Source organism: Paraburkholderia aspalathi, assembly GCF_900116445.1.
In the GTDB taxonomy this organism is placed as follows: Bacteria; Pseudomonadota; Gammaproteobacteria; order Burkholderiales; family Burkholderiaceae; genus Paraburkholderia; species Paraburkholderia aspalathi.
Window position 1 is genome coordinate 117,818 of the sequence record NZ_FPBH01000004.1, and the last position, 21,039, is coordinate 138,856.

At 62.5% G+C, this 21,039-nt stretch carries 17 protein-coding genes; 4 read left to right on the forward strand and 13 right to left on the reverse strand.

What is annotated here, in order from left to right:
- Window positions 1–44: 44 nt before the first annotated feature.
- From BM438_RS07915 to BM438_RS07935, 5 genes are all read right to left on the reverse strand, one after another.
- Complete coding sequence (locus BM438_RS07915; RefSeq protein WP_093633746.1) at window positions 45–2,243, reverse strand: polysaccharide biosynthesis tyrosine autokinase; 2,199 nt, start codon at window positions 2,241–2,243, stop codon at window positions 45–47.
- A 161-nt stretch (window positions 2,244–2,404) separates the two neighbouring features.
- Window positions 2,405–3,625 carry a polysaccharide biosynthesis/export family protein gene (locus BM438_RS07920; RefSeq protein WP_093633747.1) on the reverse strand — a complete coding sequence of 407 codons (1,221 nt, stop codon included), beginning with the start codon at window positions 3,623–3,625 and terminating at the stop codon, window positions 2,405–2,407.
- Complete coding sequence (locus BM438_RS07925) at window positions 3,619–4,074, reverse strand: arsenate reductase/protein-tyrosine-phosphatase family protein (RefSeq protein ID WP_093633748.1); 456 nt, start codon at window positions 4,072–4,074, stop codon at window positions 3,619–3,621. The genes BM438_RS07920 and BM438_RS07925 overlap by 7 nt, the downstream gene beginning before the upstream one ends.
- Before the next feature lie 61 nt (window positions 4,075–4,135).
- A complete protein-coding gene (locus tag BM438_RS07930) occupies window positions 4,136–5,581 on the reverse strand; it encodes a UDP-glucose dehydrogenase family protein (protein WP_093633749.1) in 1,446 nt (481 codons plus the stop codon).
- A 62-nt stretch (window positions 5,582–5,643) separates the two neighbouring features.
- Entirely contained in the window at window positions 5,644–7,041 is a 1,398-nt protein-coding gene (locus BM438_RS07935) for an undecaprenyl-phosphate glucose phosphotransferase (protein ID WP_093633750.1), read from the reverse strand.
- A 647-nt stretch (window positions 7,042–7,688) separates the two neighbouring features.
- Here BM438_RS07935 and BM438_RS07940 point away from each other — a divergent pair.
- Window positions 7,689–9,242: a mannose-1-phosphate guanylyltransferase/mannose-6-phosphate isomerase gene (locus BM438_RS07940; RefSeq protein WP_093633751.1), complete on the forward strand. Its 1,554-nt coding sequence runs from the start codon at window positions 7,689–7,691 to the stop codon at window positions 9,240–9,242.
- Between the two features lie 80 nt (window positions 9,243–9,322).
- On the opposite strand, the gene BM438_RS07945 is transcribed toward BM438_RS07940, so the two are convergent.
- Both BM438_RS07945 and BM438_RS07950 read right to left on the reverse strand, forming a co-directional pair.
- Complete coding sequence (locus BM438_RS07945) at window positions 9,323–10,507, reverse strand: transposase (RefSeq protein ID WP_093633752.1); 1,185 nt, start codon at window positions 10,505–10,507, stop codon at window positions 9,323–9,325.
- Between the two features lie 583 nt (window positions 10,508–11,090).
- The gene (locus tag BM438_RS07950; protein ID WP_093633753.1) at window positions 11,091–11,387 is read right to left on the reverse strand and encodes a YciI-like protein; all 297 of its coding nucleotides are present in this window, start codon (window positions 11,385–11,387) and stop codon (window positions 11,091–11,093) included.
- A gap of 448 nt (window positions 11,388–11,835) precedes the next feature.
- On the opposite strand from BM438_RS07950, the gene BM438_RS07955 reads away from it, so the two are divergent.
- The 3 genes from BM438_RS07955 (at window position 11,836) to BM438_RS07965 (ending at window position 13,826) form a co-directional block, all read left to right on the forward strand.
- Entirely contained in the window at window positions 11,836–12,132 is a 297-nt protein-coding gene (locus BM438_RS07955) for a PsiF family protein (protein WP_093633754.1), read from the forward strand.
- A 292-nt stretch (window positions 12,133–12,424) separates the two neighbouring features.
- Window positions 12,425–12,871 carry a hypothetical protein gene (locus tag BM438_RS07960; protein WP_093633755.1) on the forward strand — a complete coding sequence of 149 codons (447 nt, stop codon included), beginning with the start codon at window positions 12,425–12,427 and terminating at the stop codon, window positions 12,869–12,871.
- Window positions 12,872–13,238: 367 nt separating this feature from the next.
- The gene (locus BM438_RS07965; RefSeq protein WP_093633756.1) at window positions 13,239–13,826 is read left to right on the forward strand and encodes a BPSL1445 family SYLF domain-containing lipoprotein; all 588 of its coding nucleotides are present in this window, start codon (window positions 13,239–13,241) and stop codon (window positions 13,824–13,826) included.
- Between the two features lie 129 nt (window positions 13,827–13,955).
- Here BM438_RS07965 and BM438_RS07970 read toward each other — a convergent pair whose 3' ends face one another.
- The 6 genes from BM438_RS07970 to BM438_RS08000 all read right to left on the reverse strand — a co-directional run bounded on the left by BM438_RS07970 (window position 13,956) and on the right by BM438_RS08000 (window position 21,027).
- Window positions 13,956–15,023 carry a glycosyltransferase family 4 protein gene (locus BM438_RS07970; protein WP_093633757.1) on the reverse strand — a complete coding sequence of 356 codons (1,068 nt, stop codon included), beginning with the start codon at window positions 15,021–15,023 and terminating at the stop codon, window positions 13,956–13,958.
- Between the two features lie 293 nt (window positions 15,024–15,316).
- Complete coding sequence (locus BM438_RS07975; RefSeq protein WP_093633758.1) at window positions 15,317–16,483, reverse strand: AAA family ATPase; 1,167 nt, start codon at window positions 16,481–16,483, stop codon at window positions 15,317–15,319.
- A gap of 67 nt (window positions 16,484–16,550) precedes the next feature.
- Complete coding sequence (gene otsA / locus BM438_RS07980) at window positions 16,551–17,963, reverse strand: alpha,alpha-trehalose-phosphate synthase (UDP-forming) (protein WP_093633759.1); 1,413 nt, start codon at window positions 17,961–17,963, stop codon at window positions 16,551–16,553.
- A 198-nt stretch (window positions 17,964–18,161) separates the two neighbouring features.
- Window positions 18,162–19,385, reverse strand: a complete 1,224-nt coding sequence (locus BM438_RS07990; RefSeq protein WP_093633761.1) for a mechanosensitive ion channel family protein — start codon at window positions 19,383–19,385, stop codon at window positions 18,162–18,164.
- A gap of 345 nt (window positions 19,386–19,730) precedes the next feature.
- Complete coding sequence (locus BM438_RS07995; RefSeq protein WP_054042704.1) at window positions 19,731–20,087, reverse strand: Rap1a/Tai family immunity protein; 357 nt, start codon at window positions 20,085–20,087, stop codon at window positions 19,731–19,733.
- Between the two features lie 199 nt (window positions 20,088–20,286).
- Window positions 20,287–21,027, reverse strand: a complete 741-nt coding sequence (locus tag BM438_RS08000; protein ID WP_093633762.1) for an ankyrin repeat domain-containing protein — start codon at window positions 21,025–21,027, stop codon at window positions 20,287–20,289.
- Window positions 21,028–21,039: the final 12 nt, after the last annotated feature.

Consider the following 21,039-nt stretch of genomic DNA (forward strand, 5'->3'; position numbering starts at 1 on the left):
TCGTGTTTGCGCTGGCATCAGCACACTGGGCTCAGCCTCGTGGCTCAGGTGCTCAGATATTCCTGGACCGCCGCATAGCCACGGTCGTAGCCGCCGCGCGAGCGCGCCGGCATACCGTTGAAGATGCCGCCCTGCACGTGCACGCCGGCGGCGCGCAGGCGCTTCAACGCCTCGGCAATCTCGCCTTCGTTATGCACGCCCGAACGCATCACGAAGAAGGTCGAACCGGCATAGGCGCCGATGATCGACGCATCGGTCACGGCCAGCACTGGCGGCGTGTCGATGAGAATCACGTCGTAACGCTTGGCAAGGCCCTCCAGGTATTGCGGAAGACGCGGCGACATCAGCAGTTCCGACGGATTCGGCGGACGGCGGCCACACGAGATGAAGCTCAGGCCTTCGACGTTCGAGGCGCGGATCGCTTCTTCGAGCGAGATCTGCCCGCTCAGCAATTCCGACAGGCCGTTGTCCTGCGCGCCGCCCACATAACGTTCGAGCGCACCGCGACGCATATCGCCGTCGATCATCAAGACGCGTTTGCCCGAATTCGCGAGCAGCACCGCCAGATTGACCGTCAGGAAGCTCTTGCCGACGCCGGCCATGGGGCCGGTCAGCATGACGATGCGGTTCTTCGCGTCCATCATCGTGAACTGCATGGACGTGCGCAGACTGCGCAGGCTCTCGATCGTGACGTCCTTCGGCCGCGCATCCGCCAGCACCGAACGCAGGCGTTCGCCGCCGCGCTGGAAGCTGCTTTCGAGCAGAGCCTGTTCGGCGCTTAAGGGCACGAGACCGTACACCGGCAGATGGAATGCGCGCTCGATATGGTCAGGGTCGTCGATGCCCTTGAACATATTGCGGCGCAGGAACACGAAGCCGGTGCCGCAGATCAGGCCCAGAATCACGGCTGCCGAGAGAATCAGCACCTTCTTCGGCTTGACCGGCGCACCCGGACGCATCGCCTGGTCAACGATATGCACGTTGCCGCCGGTACCGGCCTTCTGCACCGACAATTCCTGCACGCGGTTGAGCAGCAGCACGTAGATGTCTTCCGCCACCTTCGCATCGCGTTGCAACTGCACGGCCTTGACTTCGGTTGCCGGCAGATCGCGGAAGCGGTCAGCGTATTTGGCGCGTTGCGCCTCCAGTTCGGCCATCTGCTGGCGCGCGGCCACGAGCATCGGATGGTCGTCGCCGTAACGCTCGGTCAGTTGCGCCATCTGCAGACGCAAACCGGCGATCTGCTGCTCGTACTGCACGCTGCCTTCGAGGTAGACCTTGGCTTCATCGCTCGCATTGATCGAGCCGGATTGACGCTGGTAAGCGGTCAACGCGGCTTCGGCGCGTTCGAGATCGGCCTTCAGGCGCGGCTCTTCGCTCTTCAGGAAGTCGAGCATCTTGCTCGCGTCGACCTGCTTGTTCGACACGTGCTGACGGACATACGACTGCGCGAGCGCATTGGCCACCAGCGCGGCGTGCTCAGGACTCTTGTCTTCCAGCGAGATCTGGATCACGCCGGTCTGCTTGCCCTGCTCCTGCACGGTGATCGCCGACTGGAACGCGGTGATCGCGTCGAGGTCGTTAAAACGCGTCACGGTGAACTCTTCACCCGGCCGGGCCACCAGCTTGTTGACGAGGATCGTCACGCCGCCGCCCTGCTCCTGCTGGCCCACCTGGCCGCGCAGCAGCAGCGTGCCGTTCTTTGCGTAGAGCTCGTAGTGCTGTTCGTCGAACACCTTCATCGTCAGCTTCTCGCCTTCGAGCGCCGGCACCACGTCGAGCGAATCGATGTCAGCCTCTTCGCCGCCCCAGGCGTACGAAGCCAGACCCAGCCACGGCTGCGCCGGCTGGCCCGGCGTCGCCAGATGCGCCGCAATGCTGCCGAGCAGCGGAATCGTCTTCGGCACGACGCTGAAGTTCAGCTTCAGTTGCTGGACCACCGGGCCGACTACGCCGCGACTCTTGATGATTTCGATTTCGGCATCGGTCGGCAGCGAAGTCGAGCCGGTGGTGATGGCCGCGCCCGTTTGCGTCTGCGTGAGCGCCTGCGAGGTGTTGTCGGACTGCTCGACCCGCACATGCGCATCGGCCGAATAGATCGGCTTGGCGAGGAAACAGTACGCGGCGGCCAGCGCGACGATCGCCGCGGCGATCGTGATCAGCCACCAGATGTCGTCGAGGATCACCTGCACCAGTTGCCCGAGGACGACGTCCTCTTCTTCGGTCTTGATTGGACCGGCCATGTGTGGAGAGATTTGGTTGCTCACAATTCGATCCCGTTTCGGTTGCTTCGGCGTGGGCTTCAGCGGGTGCTCTGGCATGGGCTTGCGCGTTTGCCTCGGCGTTTGCTTCGGTCCCGCGCCCTTTGAGAGCGGCGCGGGCCTGTCGACGGCTCAGACAGTAGTTATCTCGTCAACTGCTTCAGGTAGAACAACGTCTGTACGCTCGGCAGGACTTGCTGCAACACACGGTTGAACGTGGTCGAAGCGGCGGTGCCCACATACACGACATCCATCGGCTGCAACTGGAACTGGGACGACAGCATGATCGCGTCGGGCTGCGTCATGTCGAGGCGGTACACGTCCGGCGTGGTCGGATGCTCGCGCATGCCGCGCATCACGAAGATCTGGCGCGGATTGGCGTCCGTGTCGAGAATGCCGCCCGCCTGGGTCAGCGCGTCGGCGATCGTCAGGCGGCCCTTCACCATCGGCAGCTGGATCGGCGTCTTCACTTCGCCCATCACGAAGATGCGGCTGTCGTTGTGATCCGGCACGTTGATCACGTCGCCGTTTTGCAGCATGACGTTCTGCGTGGTGTCGCCCTGGTCGAGCATGCGGTTGGCGTCGAGCACGTACAGCTTGTTGTTGCGCGTGAGACGCACGCGCTGGATGTCGGCGTCGCTGTTGGTGCCGCCCGAGCGCGTGATCGCGTCGACCAGCGTGAGCGGCACGTCGCTGATGGCGAGCGGGCCCGGCGTCTTCACGTCGCCGGTCACCTGCACTTTCTGGCCGCGGTACGACAGCACGCGCACGTCGACCTGCGGATTGCGGATGTAGCGCACGAGGCCGGAGCTCAACTGATCGCGCACTTCGCCCACGGTTTTGCCCGCGGCCTTGATGCGGCCGACGAACGGGAAAAAGATCGTGCCGTCGGGGGCAATCGTCTGGCCGTACGGATCGGCCTGGCCCGGCAGCGCGGCGGTATACGGCTGCTGCAAGGCGCCGCCGATCGACTGCGTGGTGTTGCCGCCCGCGGACAGCGTGCTGCCCTGCGGGGTGGTCAATTCCGGGTGGTCCCACACGGTGATGCCGAGAATGTCCTGCGGCGAGAGCCGGTACACGTACTGCGACGGATCGCTATAGTGCGAAGTCGGCAGCGCCTGTTGCGCGGCAGTGGCTTGCGCCTGAGCTTGCGCCGCCACCAGCGGGCCGTCGATCAGATGCACCGGATAGGTTTCGTTAGCTTGCTGACTCTGGTGCTGGCCGTCGTCTTTCAGACGGGACGTGTCGAGATAATTGCCAGGTGCGGTAGCGCAGGCCGACAGAAAGGACGTCAGCAAAAGCGTGGCGGCGAGTTTCGAATTGACGTTCGCGAATGTGTGTGCAGTGCGTTTTTTCATCAGCATATTTTCTTCAGCCATCCCATGACCAGGTGTTCGATGAGCACGAGACTCTCCCTATAGTCGGCTTCCTTGCCGCCGTGCGGATCGGCGACGTCGGAATCGTCTTCCCACTTGCCGAGCGGATAGACCTTGCCGCGCGAAGCCGGATCGAGCGCTTCAACCGCGCTCACCTGCGAGCGCTCGCTGACGAGTACGAGATCGGCTGCGCGCACGAGCTGGCGGTCGAGGCGCCGCGAATAGTGGATGCCGGAGGCGACGCCCTGCTCGGCGAGCAGGCGCCGCATCACCGGGTCCATGGCGTGGCCGTTGGTGGCGCGGAGACCCGCCGAATGAAACGCGATCGGCGCTGAGGACGGCCGCGACGGCGCGCGCTGCCGGGCCTTGAACAGCATCTCGGCTGCGGGCGAACGGCACACGTTGGCGTGGCAGACGATCAGAACGTTGGCGAACATGGCGGGCTCCTTAGTGAGGCTTTGGCTACACGGCGGCTTATTGGCCAACTCATTGGCCAACTTACTGGCCGACCTCGGCCGTATCGGCCGCGTCTACCGTGACCGGCAGGCCGTTCGCACCGACTTTCGCCGGCGCATTGCGCAGCGCGTGCTGACGGCCGATCGCGTGATACTCGATACCGAGTTCGAGCAGCGCGTCCGGTTCGTACAGATTGCGGCCGTCGAAAATCAGCGGCGTGGTGAGGCTCTCCTTGAGCGAACCGAAGTCCGGACTCTTGAAGACCTTCCATTCGGTGAGGATTACCAGTGCATCGGCACCCTCGGCCGCTTCCATCTCTTCATTCACGAACGACAGGCGCGCATGCTGTTGCGGCACGTCCTTCAGATCGAGTGCGAACACGCGCTTCGATTCGTCGATCGCGACCGGATCGTAGGCCTTCACGCGTGCGCCGCGGCGCAACAGTTCGGCGATCAGCGGGCGGCTCGGCGCTTCGCGCATGTCGTCGGTATTCGGCTTGAACGCGAGGCCCCACACGCCGAAGGTGCGATCCGACAGGTCTTCGCCCAGACGGTCGACGATCTTCTGCGCAAGGATCTTTTTCTGCGTGTCGTTGACGGCTTCCACCGCTTCGAGAATGCGCAGATTGGCCTTGTGGTCGGCTGCCGTGCGAATCAGCGCCTGCACGTCTTTCGGGAAGCACGAGCCGCCGTAACCGCAACCGGCATACAGGAAGTCGTAGCCGATGCGCGGATCGGAACCGATGCCGCGGCGCACCGCTTCGATATCCGCGCCGACGCGGTCGGCCAGATTCGCGAGTTCGTTCATGTACGAGATACGCGTGGCGAGCATCGCGTTAGCCGCGTACTTGGTGAACTCGGCCGAACGCACGTCCATGTACAGCGTGCGTTCGCGATTGCGGTTGAACGGCGCATAGAGGCGCTTCATCAGCTCGCGTGCTTTTTCGCCCGGCACGTCTTCGTCGCAGCCGAGCACGATACGGTCGGGGCGCGTGAAATCTTCCACGGCCGCGCCTTCTTTCAGGAATTCCGGATTCGACACCACGGAGAACATGTGGCTCGCGTTGCGCGCGGCCAGTTCCTCGGCGATCACGTCGCGCACGCGCGAAGCCGTGCCGACCGGCACCGTCGATTTGTCGACGATTACCTTGAAGCCCGTCATATGGCGGCCGATATTGCGCGCGGCGGCCAGCACGTATTGCAGGTCGGCGGAACCGTCTTCGTCGGAGGGCGTGCCCACCGCGATGAACTGGATGTCGCCGTGCGCGACCGCGGCCTCGATGTCGGTCGAAAACTTGAGGCGGCCGGCCTTGCGATTGCGCGCAATGATTTCCTGCAGACCCGGTTCATGGATCGGCACGCCGCCGTTGTTGAGCACGTCGATCTTGCGTTGATCGACGTCGAGACAGAACACGTCGTGGCCGATGTCGGCGAGACATGCGCCCGTTACGAGGCCTACGTAGCCACTACCGATGATCGTCAGGTTCATGTATTACACCTCGGAAAATGGAGTTGATTCGGGAGAGCGGCCGCGCGTTGCGCGGCTGCGCCTCAATATGCGTTGCTGCCCACAAAGCCCTTCCACAGCGTCAGCACGACGATCTTGATGTCGAGCCAGAAGGTCCAGTGCTGCATGTAGTACAGATCGAGCTTGACGCGGCCCATCATCTTTTCGATGCGATCGGTTTCGCCGCGATAGCCGTTGATCTGCGCCCACCCGGTGATGCCCGGCTTGATCCGGTAACGGTGCATGTAGCCCTTCACCAGATCCTTGTAGATGTCGTCGTGTTCGAGCGCGTGCGGACGCGGACCCACGACCGACATCTCGCCGCGCAACACGTTGATGAACTGCGGCAATTCGTCGAGGCTGGTGCGCCGCAGGAACGCGCCGACCGCGGTGATGCGCGGATCGCGCCGGGTCGCCTGGGTGATCTTGCCGGCCTCTTCCTTGTGCATCTTCATCGAGCGAAACTTGTAGATCTCGAACTGGTTGCCGTCGATGCCCTTGCGCTTCTGGCGGAAGAACACCGGGCCCGGCGAGCTCACCTTCACCATCACCGCGATCACCAGCATCACCGGCGACAGCGCTGTCAATGCCGCCAGCGCGAACAGCCGGTCGAAGATGCGCTTGGGCAGCACGCGCAGATCGGTGATCGGCGAGGCGGCCAGGTTGATCGCCGGCACACCGAGCAGGTCCACCATCGGCTGATTGAAGAGCGTGAGGCTGCGAACGTCCGGAATGAAGCGGATGTTCACGAAGTCATTCTTCAGGTCCATCACGAAGCGATGGATCGCCTTCTCCTTCGAGATCGGCAGCGCGAGCCACAGTTCGCGAATCGCGCGCTGACGCACTAGTTGAAGCATCCGCGAGTAGTCGCGCTCGACCGGCACGCCTTCGATCGCATCGCTCGCATCCGGATCTTCATACGGGTTGATCGTGCCCTCCTCGTCGAACAGCACGACGGGGCTAAAGCCAGCTTCCGGGCGGCTGCGCATCTGTTCGATCAGGAAGCGCCCATACGGCGCGCCGCCGACGATCGCCACCGCGCGCTGATTGAAGCCTTCGCGGCGCAGTCCGCGCAGGATCGAATAGACGATCACCTTGGTGACGATCAGCAGCACGATCGTGGCGATCGCCCAGTAAAACAGCCACAGACGCGACAGGCTGTCCGAACGGTGCAGGCTGAAGCTGATCAGGATGCCGGTGATCTCCACCATCACCCAGCCGCCCGCAACGCGGCACAGCAGGTCGTACAGCGGCTTGCCGCGCCACGACTGATAGATCCCGAGCGCAGGGAAGAACACCACCACGAGCAGGCAGTCGAACGCGAGCGACACGCTTTGGACGTCGTCCAGCCACACCAATTTCCCGCTGTGCACGGCCGTCGCGATAGCCGCGCCGAGCGCGACCATGGCGATGTCGATGATTCTCGATAGAACGCTCAGCATGAGCTGCCCCTCAGTTCGTCAGTCAAGTGCCATCCGTTGGTTGGTTGAATTCCCGTCACACTCATCACGTCCTGCCACCGGGAGCGCAACGCCGGTATTCGCGCCCGCAGATCGATGCGCGGCGCGAAACTGATTGACCCGGTGTTAATTACCCTGCCGCTTTCCGGATTAAAAAAATTCCTGAACGGACGATCCGGAAAACAGGTGTCGAAATGAGTGAATACCCTTGTACAGGTATAGATAAAGCGGTATTAAAATTCGGACTGCAAGACAGCAAAATATCTCAAAATGTATCGGTCATTTTTTCGATATTTTTTCGGAATTTTGCGCGGCAATTGTTACCGATTTCGCGTTTGAGAGGCCGGTTTCTTGCCTTTCTGGAAGCGGATGTGAGCCAGGCTGTCCGTTTTCCTACGAAGCTTACGCCCCGCCTTTCGTCCCCATTCTGCGTCATTCCGCCGGATAAAAAAATCACCTGTTATTTTTTTCGGGTAATTTTTCTTTTTTAAAAATTGGCCGGACATTTTTTCTTCACGAAACAGCCAATTTTATTAGACGGTTTATATAGTTTCTATTTAACGCGCTTTTATTCATTCTTTACTTCGTGATAAAACTCGACGCATTCACCCAGCCTCGAGGAGTCCATCATGACAGCTCCGGTTACGGCCACACCTGCCGACACCCGGTCCACGCAAGCTATGCACCTAAACGTCAAGCTCAAAGTTCATCCCGTGATTCTGGCGGGCGGCTCCGGTACACGCTTGTGGCCGATGTCGCGCGAGCAGCATCCGAAACAGCTGATTGGCCTGCTCGGCGACGACTCGCTGCTGCAGTCGACCACGCGCCGGCTCGACGGGCTCGAAACGGGCCATCCGCTTGCGGAGCAACTCGTCGTGGTGGCCAATGAAGAACAGCGCTTCACCACAGCCGAGCAATTGCGGACGAGCGGCAAGCCGACCCGGCTGATTCTCGAGCCCGCCGGCCGGGATACGGCGCCGGCGCTAACGGTGGCCGCGCTTTCGATCGCCGCGCAGGACGAGGACGGCATCATGGTCGTGATGCCCGCCGATCACGCGGTAACCGACAGCGCAGGTTTTCATGCAGCGGTGGCGGCCGGCGTGCAGCATGCGGCAGCCGGCCATATCGTGACGATGGGCATCGTGCCGACGCGTGCGGAAACGGGTTATGGCTACATCCGCATTGGCGCGGCGCTTGGCATGCCTAATGACGCTCGCGCAACGGACGGCGATGCGGCCGGAAAGGTCGGCGCGCACAAGCTCGATCGCTTCGTCGAAAAACCGCATCTGGAACTGGCGCAGCGGTATATCGATTCGCAGGAATACTGGTGGAACAGCGGCATTTTCATCATGCGCGCCTCGACCTGGCTGAAGGCGATCCGCCACTTCCAGCCGGCGATTTACGAAGCCTGCGATGCGGCCTTCGCAGGCGGCAAAGCGGACGGCGATTTCTTCCGCCTGCAACGCGACGCGTTCTGCGCCTCGCCGTCGAATTCGATCGACTACGCGGTGATGGAGCAACTGGGTAACGATCAGACCGCCGCATCCGGCGTGGTTGTGCCGCTGCAAGCGGGCTGGTCGGACGTGGGTTCGTGGGACGCGATCTGGGACATTTCGGAGAAAGACGCCGATCGGAACGTGGGGCGCGGCCGCGTGATGTTCGAAGGGGCAAGCTCGACCTTCGCGCATTCGGAAGGACGCCTGATCGCCTGCGTCGGCACGCAGGATCTCGTGGTGGTCGAAACGGCCGATGCGATTCTGGTCGCGGACAAATCGCGCGTGCAGGACGTCAAGAAAATCGTCGGACGGATTCGCAACGATGGCGGACTGGAAGCGACCAACCATCGCAAGGTGCATCGCCCGTGGGGCAACTACGATTCCGTCGATACCGGCGAGCGCTTCCAGGTCAAACGCATCGTCGTGAAACCGGGTGCGCGACTCTCTCTGCAAATGCATCATCACCGCGCGGAACACTGGATCGTCGTGCGCGGCACCGCACTCGTCACGCGGGGTGAAGAGCGCTTTATCGTCTCCGAAAACGAATCAGCTTATATTCCGCTGGGCGTCACTCACCGTCTCGAGAATCCGGGCAAGATGCCGCTCGAAATGATCGAGGTGCAGTCGGGCTCATATCTCGGCGAAGACGATATCGTGCGCTTCGACGATACGTATGGACGTCAATGATTCACAACGAATGAAGCGGGAACCTGCGGCTGTTGCTCCTGACGGCCGCGGGGGTATTGCTGTATCGCTAACCGCCGTGCTCACCCCGCATGGGAGATGAGTTCTGGATAGGACGGAAAACGATCTGATGCACTGCTTTCGGTTGCGGTTGCAGGTGCGGCCGGTTCGCTGGGATAACGGCGCAGCGGTCCACGGAATGCATTGAGCGGACCGTGCAAAGGCCCACCGTGATTCACCGCGACCGGCTCCGGCACATGACGCATGGCCGGCAACGGACGCGCCGCTGCAGCAGCCGCCGCAGTGGCATTCACTGCAGGTGCGGCCTCGGCTGCAGCCTGCGTACGGCATTCACGGTCGATCCACTGCCGCGCCCATTCGAGCGCGTATTCCTCCGCCGCGTCGGCCTCGGCAAAGCGCGGGCCCACGAGGCCGGAACGCTCGACGCGTTTGCCGTCCTTCATGATCTCAGCCCACGCGCGATACATGGCGTTGGGCACCTGCTCCGCCGCAACGTAGATCACATAGCCGCGCCGGTCGGCGACCTGCGTGCCGCGTGGCGCGAGGCTCATCGACAGCGAGCTGCGCTGCTGATCTTCAAACTGTTGCGTGCGGCGTGCCGACGTGATGGCCGAATCCAGGCTGTGCATTGCCGCGCCCACCGCCCGTGCTTCTTCCATGCTTTGCAGACCGGCGCGCATGACGGGCCGGTGCGCAGGTGGCGCGGATGTCGAGCTGGCCGAAGGTGTACGCGACACCGGCGGCGCGTTTGTCATACCCGTCGTCATGCCCGACAACTGGCGCGTGATATCGGCGAACGGATCCGCCGAACGCCAGTTGCTCAGGCTGCTCGATACGCCGGGCGCCTGCCACGATTCGGGGCTCTTCCACGACACACCACGCAGACCTTCGTCGCGCACACTAGGGGTTTCGGCTACCGGTGCTGCCGGTTTGGCCGCGACAGGCGGCGCCGGTTGCGGGACGTACGCGAAGGTACGCCCGGTTTTGGACAACAGCCGAACCATCTCGAGCAGCGTGCCGTTTAACTGCCATTCTTCAAAACGGCGCCGGCATGTAGGACCTGACGGATAGCGGCCCGGCAGTTTCGACCAGGGTTCGCCAGTTGTCAGGATCCACAGAACGGCATTCGCCACGATACGCGGTTCGGCGCGGGGCCGGCCGCGTCGGTTCAGACGGACGGCCGGCTCATCAGAGACAAGCGCTGCCAGCAGCGCCCATTCGTCATTGCTTAGCTCATCGAAAAACATTGGGTTTTCTCCACGCAGCCTGGCCGGGCCGCGGCTTTGGGCGGCCACGGATTCAACTTTCACGATCCGTGTGCAGCCCGCGGTTGCACAAATATGTTTTGTACGTTCTGTTTGCGGGTCAATAGCGCACTGGGTTAGTGCGGTTTGTCCCTATTGCGAAGCACAAAACGTGGTCTCACTCGTGCATGGGAGAATTTGTGCACGAAGCATACCACCACCAGGGTTTGCGTGAATATGATTGAGACAAGTGTTACGGATGGAAACAATCTTGTCCTTTTTGCTGCGTCATTTCTCGTATTGCCGTAACAGAACTGCCGTCGGTTCCGGCGCCGAAAGACGCTGTTGCACAGCACAACAGCGCGGCAACGATGGCGAATTGCGTTTACGAAATTTATATTTGAGCCACAACGCATTTCGATGCATTTTGATGGCATTTCCGCCTGGCTGCGGGATGCCTGGGCGCAGTGTTTTGGCAGCAACTGGGTGACATCGAGGTGCGATTGCCGTCGAAGCGAACACAGCGCTTCTTCATGCCGTTCGCATTCCTCTCGACGCCGCGCGAGCGCGGCGGTTTGGTTTGCTTCTAACGCACGGGGTTCGCCGCGCCCTCACCCACCACGGTCATCCATGGGCGTACGCGCCAGCGCGTCACGAGCCCCGCGAGCACATACGGATCGGCTCTGGCAAAGGCTTCGGCGGCTTCGGGCGTGTCACCTTTGAAGAGCAGCACGGCCGTGTCCACAGGCTCGGTCAAGGCTCCGCCCAGTTGCAATTCACCGCGCTCGGTGGCCGCCCAGGCGAGCGCCAGATGGGCGTCGCGATACGTGCCACGCCTCTCGAGGTAGTCCGGCACGAGGTCATACATCAACAGGTAGTGCATGGCGAGCCTCCTTTGGCTTGCGTGACTGGGACGACGGGCGGCGCATCTGCGCGGGAATTTCCGTCAAGATTACCCCTGCGATCTTCAACGGGATTTTCTGCCGATTTCCTATTCATTTGCACCTGCAGCAATGCAAATTGGATGTTTAGAATTTGATCGCCCATATGGAATGACGACGGCCTAATTCATTTGCATACGCCTTACCAATTAATCCGGATTGCATAACTTATTCTTGCACTGCCGTGATTCGGCCGTTTTATCGCCCGGGAGCGCCGCCAACCCCGCTCCGTAGGGGAAAACCAGCGTGCTCGCGTGTCAACCGGAATGGCATTCCGTCCGTTCTGGCAGACAGCATTTGCCATAATGGACGTGCCGAGGGGTCCTGGACGCCGTTGACGCCCACGCGCATGAACGACCAAAAACGTTTTCACCACCGATGGAGTGTCACATGAAAATCCAATCCGCTATCGCTGCGCTGGTGCTGGGTACTGTCCTCGTTTCGCCGGTGTTCGCGCAGAACAGCCAGCAAACGAAAATGGCTGACTGCAACAAGCAGGCTGCCGACAAGAAAGGCGACGACCGCAAGGCTTTCATGAAGACCTGCCTGTCCGCGAAGCCGGCTGCCGCAGCGCCAATGAGCCAGCAGGACAAGATGAAGGCGTGTAACACGCAAGCGGCCGGCAAGAAAGGCGACGACCGTAAAGCCTTCATGAAGACCTGCCTGTCGTCCGCACCGGCTAACTAAACACGAGGCAATCGGCGCGGGCCCCACGTCACGCGCCTCGCCGCGTAATGCTCGAACAGAGCCGCGCCGTTTTCCGGCGCGGCCTTAGCCTTCCTTCTGTCCCGACGCCTGCGCTCTCTCGCCGCTGATCTCCAGGCGGCCGCCCTCGCGCTACCTCTCCCTTCGCAGCCCATCCGCGCGAACGCGCCGTTTTTCTTCTATGATGGCTGCGGAGACGGCCCACCCCCATACACAACATTAGACGGGCCGCCATCTTGTCGTTGGTGCTGCAGAGCATCGATCGGAGGCAAGGATGGTATCGAAGCATAAAAACCGCTGGTTGAGGCGGTGGTTGGTCGTCATCATTTTCTGGGCCGTGCCCGTGGCGATCGTTGCAGTCAGCGAGATCCGGGAGGAAATGGCGTATAACGCCGTCGACCTCGACCGTGCGCTGACCACCTGGAATTTCACCGACGCACAACGCGCCGCCGGCGCGCCCGCGCGCTGCCACGGCAAGCCCGACGAGGCGCAAGCCGCCGGCTGTCCGGCCGATGTGCTGGCGGCCAATGCGCCCCGCCAGCAGGACGCCCGCAACGAATACAGCGTGCGCCGCTCCACGCTTATGGGTTACCTCTGGCATGCGTTCGTCGGCTACTGGATCGTGCCGGCCGTCACGCTGTTCCTGATCGGCGTATTGATCGGCATGATTCGCCGCGTGCTGCGGCGCCCGCCGGTCAAAAGTCCGGCAAACCATGGGTGAGGACGCGGGTGCGAATGCAGCGTCGAGGCAACACTTTCAATTCGATTTCAATGCGAATCGTGGACGCGGAAAATCGGTAAAAACCGGTCTTCGATACGGTTTCAACCCGGCCGCCGATGAGCCGGTCCCTGGGCGATTCGATTCGCCGGAAGCCCATTCGAAGGCGCTGTCCGAGCGTCTTTCAACGCCCTCCCGCCACCGGTCAAAATTACAGCAGCGCGCCTGGCGATGGCTCGCAAACCCCCGCCCCGCAAGGCTTTTCGCCGAACGACGAAGTACGCTCTTCACGCTTGCGTGTGATATAACTTAAAAGCAGCCCGGCAACACCATATGAGGTTGCGCCCAGGAACCATGATGGAGAAAAACGATGCAAAGACGAAACTTCATGCTGAAGACTACCGCTGCGCTCGCTTTCGGAGGCCTTGCACTCGCTGGTTGTACGACTAACAGCGGCAACCCCAACACCCCCTCCACAGATGCCTCCAAACGCCAGTCGATCGACGCCAGTGTCGACGGCACCATGTCGCGCCTGTTCACGACCGTGAAGGGTTCGCGCGAACTCGTATCCAAGGCGCGCGGCGTCCTGGTGTTCCCGTCGGTACTGCAGGTGGGCTTCATCGTCGGCGGCCAGTATGGCGAAGGTGCGCTGCGCGTAGGCGGCGGCACGGTCGGCTACTACAGCACGGTTTCCGGCTCGTTCGGTCTGCAGGCGGGCGCGCAATCGAAGGCCATCATCTTCCTGTTCATGACGCAGGACTCGCTCGACTCATTCCGCAATGCCGACGGCTGGTCCGCGGGCGGCGACGCCTCCGTCGCGTTGGTGAAGATGGGCGCCAACGGCGCGATCGACACGACCACGGCAACGGCCCCGGTCGAAGTATTCATTTTGACCAATGCCGGCCTGATGGCCGATGTCTCGCTGCAGGGCACCAAGGTAACGCGCCTGAAGATCTAGGCGCGCGGTCCTGCGCTGTCCCGCGCGGTCCGGTTGCCGACCCCAGGCACAGCGGCAATAAAAAAACGGCGATGCGTAGTGCACATCGCCGTTTTTTTCAGACCGCCGTGCGGGCCGGTTTTACGCCGCTCAACTCCCCGACGTATCGATCACCTTGAAGCGCGAACGCTTCTGCGCGCGAATCACCGACTGATACGCATCCACATACTGCTGCGCCATCCGGTGCGACGTGAAGCGCTCTTCGAAGCGTTGCCGCACGCCCGCCCGCGGCATCTTATGCAGGCGATTGACCGCCGCCACCGCGCCGATCTCATCTTCGACGATAAAGCCCGTCACGCCGTCGTCGAGCACTTCCGGCACCGAGCCGCGGTTAAACGCAATCACCGGCGTGCCGCACGCCATCGCTTCGATCATGACGAGGCCAAACGGCTCCGGCCAGTCGATCGGGAAAAGCAGCGCATGCGCGCCGGATAGAAACTCGGCCTTCTGGTTATCCGCGATCTCACCGATGAATTCGACATGCGGCAAGTCCAGCAACGGCCGGATTTCGCGCTCGAAGTATTCGCGGTCGGCAGAGTCCACTTTCGCGGCAATGCGAATCTGCATGCCGCAGCGTCCGGCAATCCGGATCGCGGTATCGACACGCTTTTCCGGCGAGATACGGCCGAGAAACGCGAGGTACTTCTGCTCGACCGGTTGCGGCGTGTAGAGCTGCTCCGGCAGACCGTGATAGACGGTGGTAAGCCACTTGGCCTGCGGCAAGGGATGACGCTGCGCATTCGAAATCGAGATTACGGGCGCGGTGTTGAAGGTGTCGAACACCGGCTGTTGCTCGGGCAAATCGAGCCGGCCATGCATCGTCGTGACGAAGGGTGTCTCCTGGCGCTTGAAGACCGAAAACGAGTAATAGTCGAGGTGAAAATGCAGCACGTCGAAGTTTTCGGCCTGGCGGCGCACCAGTTCCATCAACAGCATATGGGGCGCAATGCGGTCGCGGATACCCGGGTCCAGACGCAGCGCGCGCGGCCAGACGGCTTCGAGCTTCGCGCTCGTAACGGAGTCGCCGCTCGCGAACAGCGTCACGTCATGGCCGAGATCGACCAGCGCCTCGGTGATATAGGACACGACGCGCTCCGTGCCGCCGTATAGCTTCGGCGGCACCGATTCGGTCAGAGGGGCGATCTGCGCAATCTTCATATTTTGTCTCCGTGAACTGACGGCTCGCGCCAATGGCGGTGCACGTCAGCGGCGCTGCTTATGACAGCGCCGGTCCTTCTCCATCAATGCAGTGGACGCCGGGCGTCCGCCTGCACCATCCGCATCACACCATTATTCACCAGGGTGGAACAAAAAGCCCCTAGCCTTGCAATTCCTGTGCGCTGTTACATTCAGCTTACATCCGATGGCGTGCCTATTATCCGCTCAGGTCCGTAGCTTAGGCCCGGGTAGCTCGCTTGCCTGTTGCCCTTGGCCGGATCGCCTCGCCACGGCTATCGCGCCGGCCATTTCCACGGCGGCAGGTCGCGATCGTCCGCGTCGGTGATGCGCGTGGCGCCGAAGTGCTTCTCGAGCACGATCGACTGGCTGCCGTCCTCCCGCTCGAGCGCCGCGATCAGCCGCGCCGCGTGCGACACCACCAGCACCTGGGAATGCGCGGAAGCACGCGCGATCAGGCGCGCCAGCGCCGGCAGCAGATCCGGATGCAAGCTCGTCTCCGGTTCGTTCAGCACCAGCAACGCCGGCGGACGCGGTGTGAGCAACGCGGCCACCAGCAACAGATAACGCAAGGTGCCGTCCGACAACTCCGCACCCTTTAGCGGCCGCAGCAGGCCGTGCTGCTGCATCGATACTTCGAAGCGGCCGTCCTGCGTGGCGACGTCGAGCTGCGAACCAGGAAAGGCATCGTCGATGGCGGCATCGAGCGCAACCGGGTCGCCGATCTCGCGAATGGTTTGCAAGGCGGCGGCGAGATCCGCGCCGTCGTTCGAGAGCACCGGCGTGTGTGTGCCGATCTGCGGCAAACGCACGGCCGCTTCGGCATCCGTACGGAAGTGGTCGTAAAAGCGCCACGAACGAATCTGCTCGCGCACCGTGATCATCTCGGGAGCGGTTCGTGGGTCGGAGAACTCCGTCATCATGCTGTCGAAGCTCGCGACAGGTTGAGGGATGGTTTGCCACTCCCCCTGCTCGTCGCGCGTACGTAGCGCTGCGCCATGCCGGTCGACCAGCAAGGCCGACGGCCGCAGCACCGGGCCGCTCCAGATGCACTCGCGTTTGATGGTGGGGTCGAGCGGGAAGCGGGTGGCCCTGTCGAGCGGCGGCAAGCCGAGATCGATCGCATAGCCGAACTCGTCGCCGGAAAATCCAAGCCGCAGACTCACCGGGTCTTTGCGGCGCGTGCCCTCGACGGGCAATTCCCCGGCCAGCATCGCGCGCGAGAAACGTTCGGGCCCAGCCCACAAGGTGGATTGCAAACCACCCTCACGCGCAAGCGATGTAATCACCCCGCCGCGCGCCGTCTCAGCCAGCAACCGCAATGAGCGATAGACGCTCGACTTGCCGCTGCCATTCGCACCCGTGATGACATTCAACTGCCCGAGCGGCACGATCAACTCGCGCAGCGACCGATACCCCGCGATGGCCAACGTCCTCAGCATGCGGCCACCTTTCGGTCAAACGCGCGCTTTGGCGCGTTCATTAAAACAACTCTGTTCAAACACACCATCACTTATGCCCACCGCCCTTGCCCGGTGTCTGCACGGGCACACTGCGCAAATCGTTCAGGAAGGTATCGCGCCACACGCCGAGATCGTTCTTGCGCAGCGCCGCCATATTGATCTCGTGACGCCGCTGGCGTGCATCGAGCGGCATTTGCAGCGCGCGCTGCAAGGCCTCGCACATGCCGATCGCATCGTGCGGATTGACCAGCAGCGCGCCCGTCAACTCCGCCGCCGCACCGGCGAAAATCGACAGCACCAGTACGCCCGGATCCTCCGGATTCTGCGCGGCGACATACTCCTTCGCGACGAGATTCATGCCGTCATGCAAGGGCGTGACAAAGCCGATCTGCGACTCGCGAAACAGCGACATCAGTTTCCAGCGGTCGTACTGCTGATTCAGATAACGGATCGGCGTGTAATCGAGGCCCGAATAACGGCCGTTGATGCGCCCTGCTTCATATTCGAGATCCTGGCGGATCTTCTGATAGGTGGCGACGTCCGAACGGGTCGGTGGCGCGATCTGCACGAGCGTCACGTTGCCGCGCCATTCGGGCGAGCGTTCCAGCAGTTGCTCGAAGGCACGAAAACGTTCGACGAGGCCCTTCGAATAATCGAGCCGGTCGACGCTCATGATCAGCTTGCGACCCTCCAGACTCTGTTTCAGGTCGAGCACGTGCTGGCGGCTTTCGTAGCGCTGCGCCTGTTCGGCGATTTCATCGGGGAACACGCCGATCCGATAGACACCCGTGCGCAGCTTGCGGCCGAAAGCTTCGACGTGATTGCCTTCGCTGACGGTGCCGCGCGCGTGGCGCGTCACGTAGTCGTGGAACGCAAGTTCGTCAGTGGCGGTCTGGAAGCCCAGCAGGTCGTAGCACGAGAGCGATTTCACCAGCTCTTCGTGCGGTGGAATGTTGAGCAGAATCTGCGGCGCGGGAAACGGAATGTGCAGAAAGAAGCCGATGCGGTTCGTGATGCCTTCGGAGCGCAGCGCTTCGGCGAACGGGATCAGATGGTAGTCGTGAATCCAGATCACGTCGTCGGGTTCGAGCAGCTTGATCAGCTTGTGCGCAAGCCATGCGTTGACGCGGCGGTAGCCCGCGTATTCTTCGCGCTCGTAGCGTGCGAGGTCGTTGCGGTAGTGGAACACCGGCCACAGCGTCGCGTTCGAGAAGCCGCGGTAGTACTGGTCGTAATCCTTGCGCGTGAGTCCGACGGTCGCAAAGGTTACCGCGCCGTCCTGCTCCAGCGTCGGACCGGCGTTGGCCACGGTCTCGCTCACCACGTCGCCGCTCCAGCCGAACCACACACCGCCCGCGTCCTTCAGCGCGCCGAACACGCCGACCGCGAGGCCGCCCGCCGACCCCTTGGTTTCCGTCGGCGTAGCGACACGATTCGACACGACGATCAGTCGGCCCATGTTGGTAGTCCTCCTTGGTTCGCACGGCGCGGCGTTCGCGCTTCAGCGGCTTGTGACGCCTCGAGCGTTGCAACACTTCGATGACGTCAAGCGGCCGAACAACACGCGATACCGCGCCAGGTTCGTGAGTCAGATGGACGGTTCGACCACATCGGCGTCCGATCAGTTGCACTCATCTGATCTGCGCGGCACGCGGCGCTACACCTTTTCCTTGACGTGCTGCAACGGATCGCTCGCCTGATGACGACCGGCGCGGCTTGCCACGGGATCGGCCTCGGTGTGGGCGGCAGTGCTGCCGGCGGGCGTCTGCGTGCTGCGCGGCACCCAGTCGGGCGCCTCGCTCTTGCCGGTTTCGAGTTCGGCCGACACGTCGGCGCGCGCCCGCGGCAGATACTGCGGATAGCGTTGCTGGACGAAGTCGAGCAGCCCCTCGCGCACGCGGCAGCGCAGGTCCCAGTTCAGACCGGAATCGAGTGAGCTGACCAGCGCGCGCAACTGCATCGCGCGCTCGGTGCCGTCGGTAACCTGCAACACCTGCACGCGGCGATCCCACTCGGGCGCAGCTTCGACGATGCGCGCGAGCTCTTCGCGCAACGGCGCAAGCGGCATCCGGTAGTCGACGTACAGGAACACCGTGCCGATGATCTGCGAACTGCTGCGCGTCCAGTTGGCGAACGGGTTTTCGATAAACCATTGCAGCGGCACGATCAGCCTGCGCTGGTCCCACAAGCGCACCGAGACATACGTGCCGGTGATTTCCTCGATACGTCCCCACTCGCCCTGAATCACGACGACATCGTCGAGCCGGATCGGTTGCGAGAGCGCGATCTGCAAACCGGCGATCAGATTGCCGAGCACTGGCCGCGCCGCAATACCGGCGACCAGACCGGCCACGCCGGCCGACGCCAGCAGACTCGCGCCGATCTGCCGTACGTTCGGAAACGTCATCAGCGCGCCACCCACGCCGACGATCACGATCACCAGCATCACCGAGCGCGCCAGCACGCGCGCCTGCGTATGGATGCGGCGCGCCTGCAGGTTGTCGGCGGTATCGAGCGGATGGGCCTGGATGATCGCCTCGCCGATCGCCGCCGCCGAGCGCACCGAAAGCCACGTGATTGCGCCGATCAACGCAATCGCGGCGGCGTCGCGCAGCGGCGTGATGAAGGTGAGCGTGTCAGGCGCTTCCCACCACACTGCCTCCAGCATCAGGATCACGAGCACGAAGAGCGAGGGCTTGTCGATATAGCGCAGCACGACGCTGGTGAGTGGGTACGGTCGCGCAATCCGCGTGATGATGTGTGCGCCGACTCGATGGATGCCCAGCGCCAGCACGATCGCGATGGCCGAGACGATCAACGCGCCGAGCCACGTATGCAACGGGGCTTCGGCGATACGGCTGAAGTCGTCGGGAGTTGGCATGGAGGGCGTGTTCCTCTTGGTTCGAAGGTGAACGGAATCGCAAGCCCGAAGCGCGACGGTGGCGTTGCGTGGGGCGGGCGCTACGCGGGCGAAGCCGTCGGGCCATCCATCGGCCGACCAGGCGGCAAAGCGTCGAGGAGGCGAGCATGAGCGCGAATGCCACGCTCCTCTGATGACGCTAACGCTAACGAGCGCTGAAGCAGCGGCACGCCGGCCAGGGTTCGATGCTTCCGGCGCGGCATGCCTGTAGACATCTTAGGCGTTCGTCCGCCAAGACCAGGGAAAGGTGCTCAGGCCGGCAGCATTCTGAATGCGGCCGGGTTTGAGCCAAAATCAACTACGCGATCAGCTACCGCTCTTGCAAGGAAATGCCTTGCCGAGCCCGAGCGAGATCGCCGTGCTGGCGTTGTAGCCCGCCACGATCGGATTCTCGGCGATGTACTTGCGTACCGCGTCGGTGAGTTGCGCCGAGCGCGCGTCCGGCGGCAGGCAGTAGTACTGGCCGACGCGCGGCCCGGTGGTGCCGCCGATTGCGTCGATCGTATTGAAGATGCCGTCGGCAGCTCCCTCGATATACGCGGCACACGCACTACGCGATGCCACATCGGTTTTCGTGCACAGCTTGTTGAGGTCGCCTCCCGTAAACGCGGCTGCCGATAGCGGTACGGCAAGCGCGCTGGCGAAAATCAAAGCCCGCAGCATGGTGTTCCTTTCCAGGGTCGTTTATCAGGCGGTCTTGCGCCGCATCGAACCGGCGCGCCTCGCAACGCGCCAAGTCGTCATTCTGCACTGTTTTGCGAAGCCGCAGGCATGCCAGCAGGTGCTATCTTCAGGCAAATTTTTGGTCCGGGGAACCGGCGGCCGGCTATCCAGCAGCCGGTTCTCCGGATTTTCTCGCAGTTCACTTCTGTTGCATCTGCTGCAGGCGCGCGGTGAGGCCTTCAACCACGTCCGGTTCCTTGTAGGTCTTCGCGAAATCGAGCGCGGTCAGGCCGATCTGGTTCTTCACCGTGAGGTCCGCGCCGTTATCGAGCAGGAGCTTCACCGTCGACACATGACCGCCGCGCGCGGCCATCATCAGCGGCGTGGTGCCGTTCGGCGAACCGGCATCGACGTAGGCCGAATGGTCGAGCAGCACCTTGACGATATCGTCGTGGCCGTTCGCAGCCGCGTAGTGCAGCGGCGCCCAGCCCTTCTTGTTGACTTCGGCGTCCTTCGCGATCAACAGGTTGACGAAGTTGAGGTCGCCGGCCAAGGCGGCCATCATCATCGCGTTCTCGCCGGCCTTGTCCTCGATCTCGATGTTGGTCTTCGGATTGGCGAGCAGCGCGGCGCCCACCTTGTCCGATTTCTCACGCGCGGCGAGCACTAGCAGCGGGATGCCCTGGTTGTCGACGCTGTTCGGGTCCATGCCCTTGGCAAGCAGCTTGTTGACGCCATCGACGTCGTCGAATTTCACCGACTTGATGAGCGAGTCGATCGGCGCGGCCTGAACGGGCGCCGCGACCAGCGAGCTCAGCGCGGCGCAGACGAGCGTAGCGGCCAGCGCGAGGCGCGAGGCGCTGCGGCGTGCCGAACCGAGGGCCGTTTGCGCTGCTGAAGTCTCTTGAAGCGCAGCCGTCGAAGTCGAATAATTTGTCATATTTTACTTTAG

Excerpts from the sequence above, each read along its gene's own strand:
- BM438_RS07915 (WP_093633746.1), bottom strand. The coding sequence starts at position 2,243 with ATGGCCGGTCCAATCAAGACCGAAGAAGAGGACGTCGTCCTCGGGCAA.
- BM438_RS07920 (WP_093633747.1), bottom strand. The coding sequence starts at position 3,625 with ATGCTGATGAAAAAACGCACTGCACACACATTCGCGAACGTCAATTCG.
- BM438_RS07925 (WP_093633748.1), bottom strand. The coding sequence starts at position 4,074 with ATGTTCGCCAACGTTCTGATCGTCTGCCACGCCAACGTGTGCCGTTCG.
- BM438_RS07930 (WP_093633749.1), bottom strand. The coding sequence starts at position 5,581 with ATGAACCTGACGATCATCGGTAGTGGCTACGTAGGCCTCGTAACGGGC.
- BM438_RS07935 (WP_093633750.1), bottom strand. The coding sequence starts at position 7,041 with ATGCTGAGCGTTCTATCGAGAATCATCGACATCGCCATGGTCGCGCTC.
- BM438_RS07940 (WP_093633751.1), top strand. The coding sequence starts at position 7,689 with ATGACAGCTCCGGTTACGGCCACACCTGCCGACACCCGGTCCACGCAA.
- BM438_RS07945 (WP_093633752.1), bottom strand. The coding sequence starts at position 10,507 with ATGTTTTTCGATGAGCTAAGCAATGACGAATGGGCGCTGCTGGCAGCG.
- BM438_RS07950 (WP_093633753.1), bottom strand. The coding sequence starts at position 11,387 with ATGCACTACCTGTTGATGTATGACCTCGTGCCGGACTACCTCGAGAGG.
- BM438_RS07955 (WP_093633754.1), top strand. The coding sequence starts at position 11,836 with ATGAAAATCCAATCCGCTATCGCTGCGCTGGTGCTGGGTACTGTCCTC.
- BM438_RS07960 (WP_093633755.1), top strand. The coding sequence starts at position 12,425 with ATGGTATCGAAGCATAAAAACCGCTGGTTGAGGCGGTGGTTGGTCGTC.
- BM438_RS07965 (WP_093633756.1), top strand. The coding sequence starts at position 13,239 with ATGCAAAGACGAAACTTCATGCTGAAGACTACCGCTGCGCTCGCTTTC.
- BM438_RS07970 (WP_093633757.1), bottom strand. The coding sequence starts at position 15,023 with ATGAAGATTGCGCAGATCGCCCCTCTGACCGAATCGGTGCCGCCGAAG.
- BM438_RS07975 (WP_093633758.1), bottom strand. The coding sequence starts at position 16,483 with ATGCTGAGGACGTTGGCCATCGCGGGGTATCGGTCGCTGCGCGAGTTG.
- otsA (WP_093633759.1), bottom strand. The coding sequence starts at position 17,963 with ATGGGCCGACTGATCGTCGTGTCGAATCGTGTCGCTACGCCGACGGAA.
- BM438_RS07990 (WP_093633761.1), bottom strand. The coding sequence starts at position 19,385 with ATGCCAACTCCCGACGACTTCAGCCGTATCGCCGAAGCCCCGTTGCAT.
- BM438_RS07995 (WP_054042704.1), bottom strand. The coding sequence starts at position 20,087 with ATGCTGCGGGCTTTGATTTTCGCCAGCGCGCTTGCCGTACCGCTATCG.
- BM438_RS08000 (WP_093633762.1), bottom strand. The coding sequence starts at position 21,027 with ATGACAAATTATTCGACTTCGACGGCTGCGCTTCAAGAGACTTCAGCA.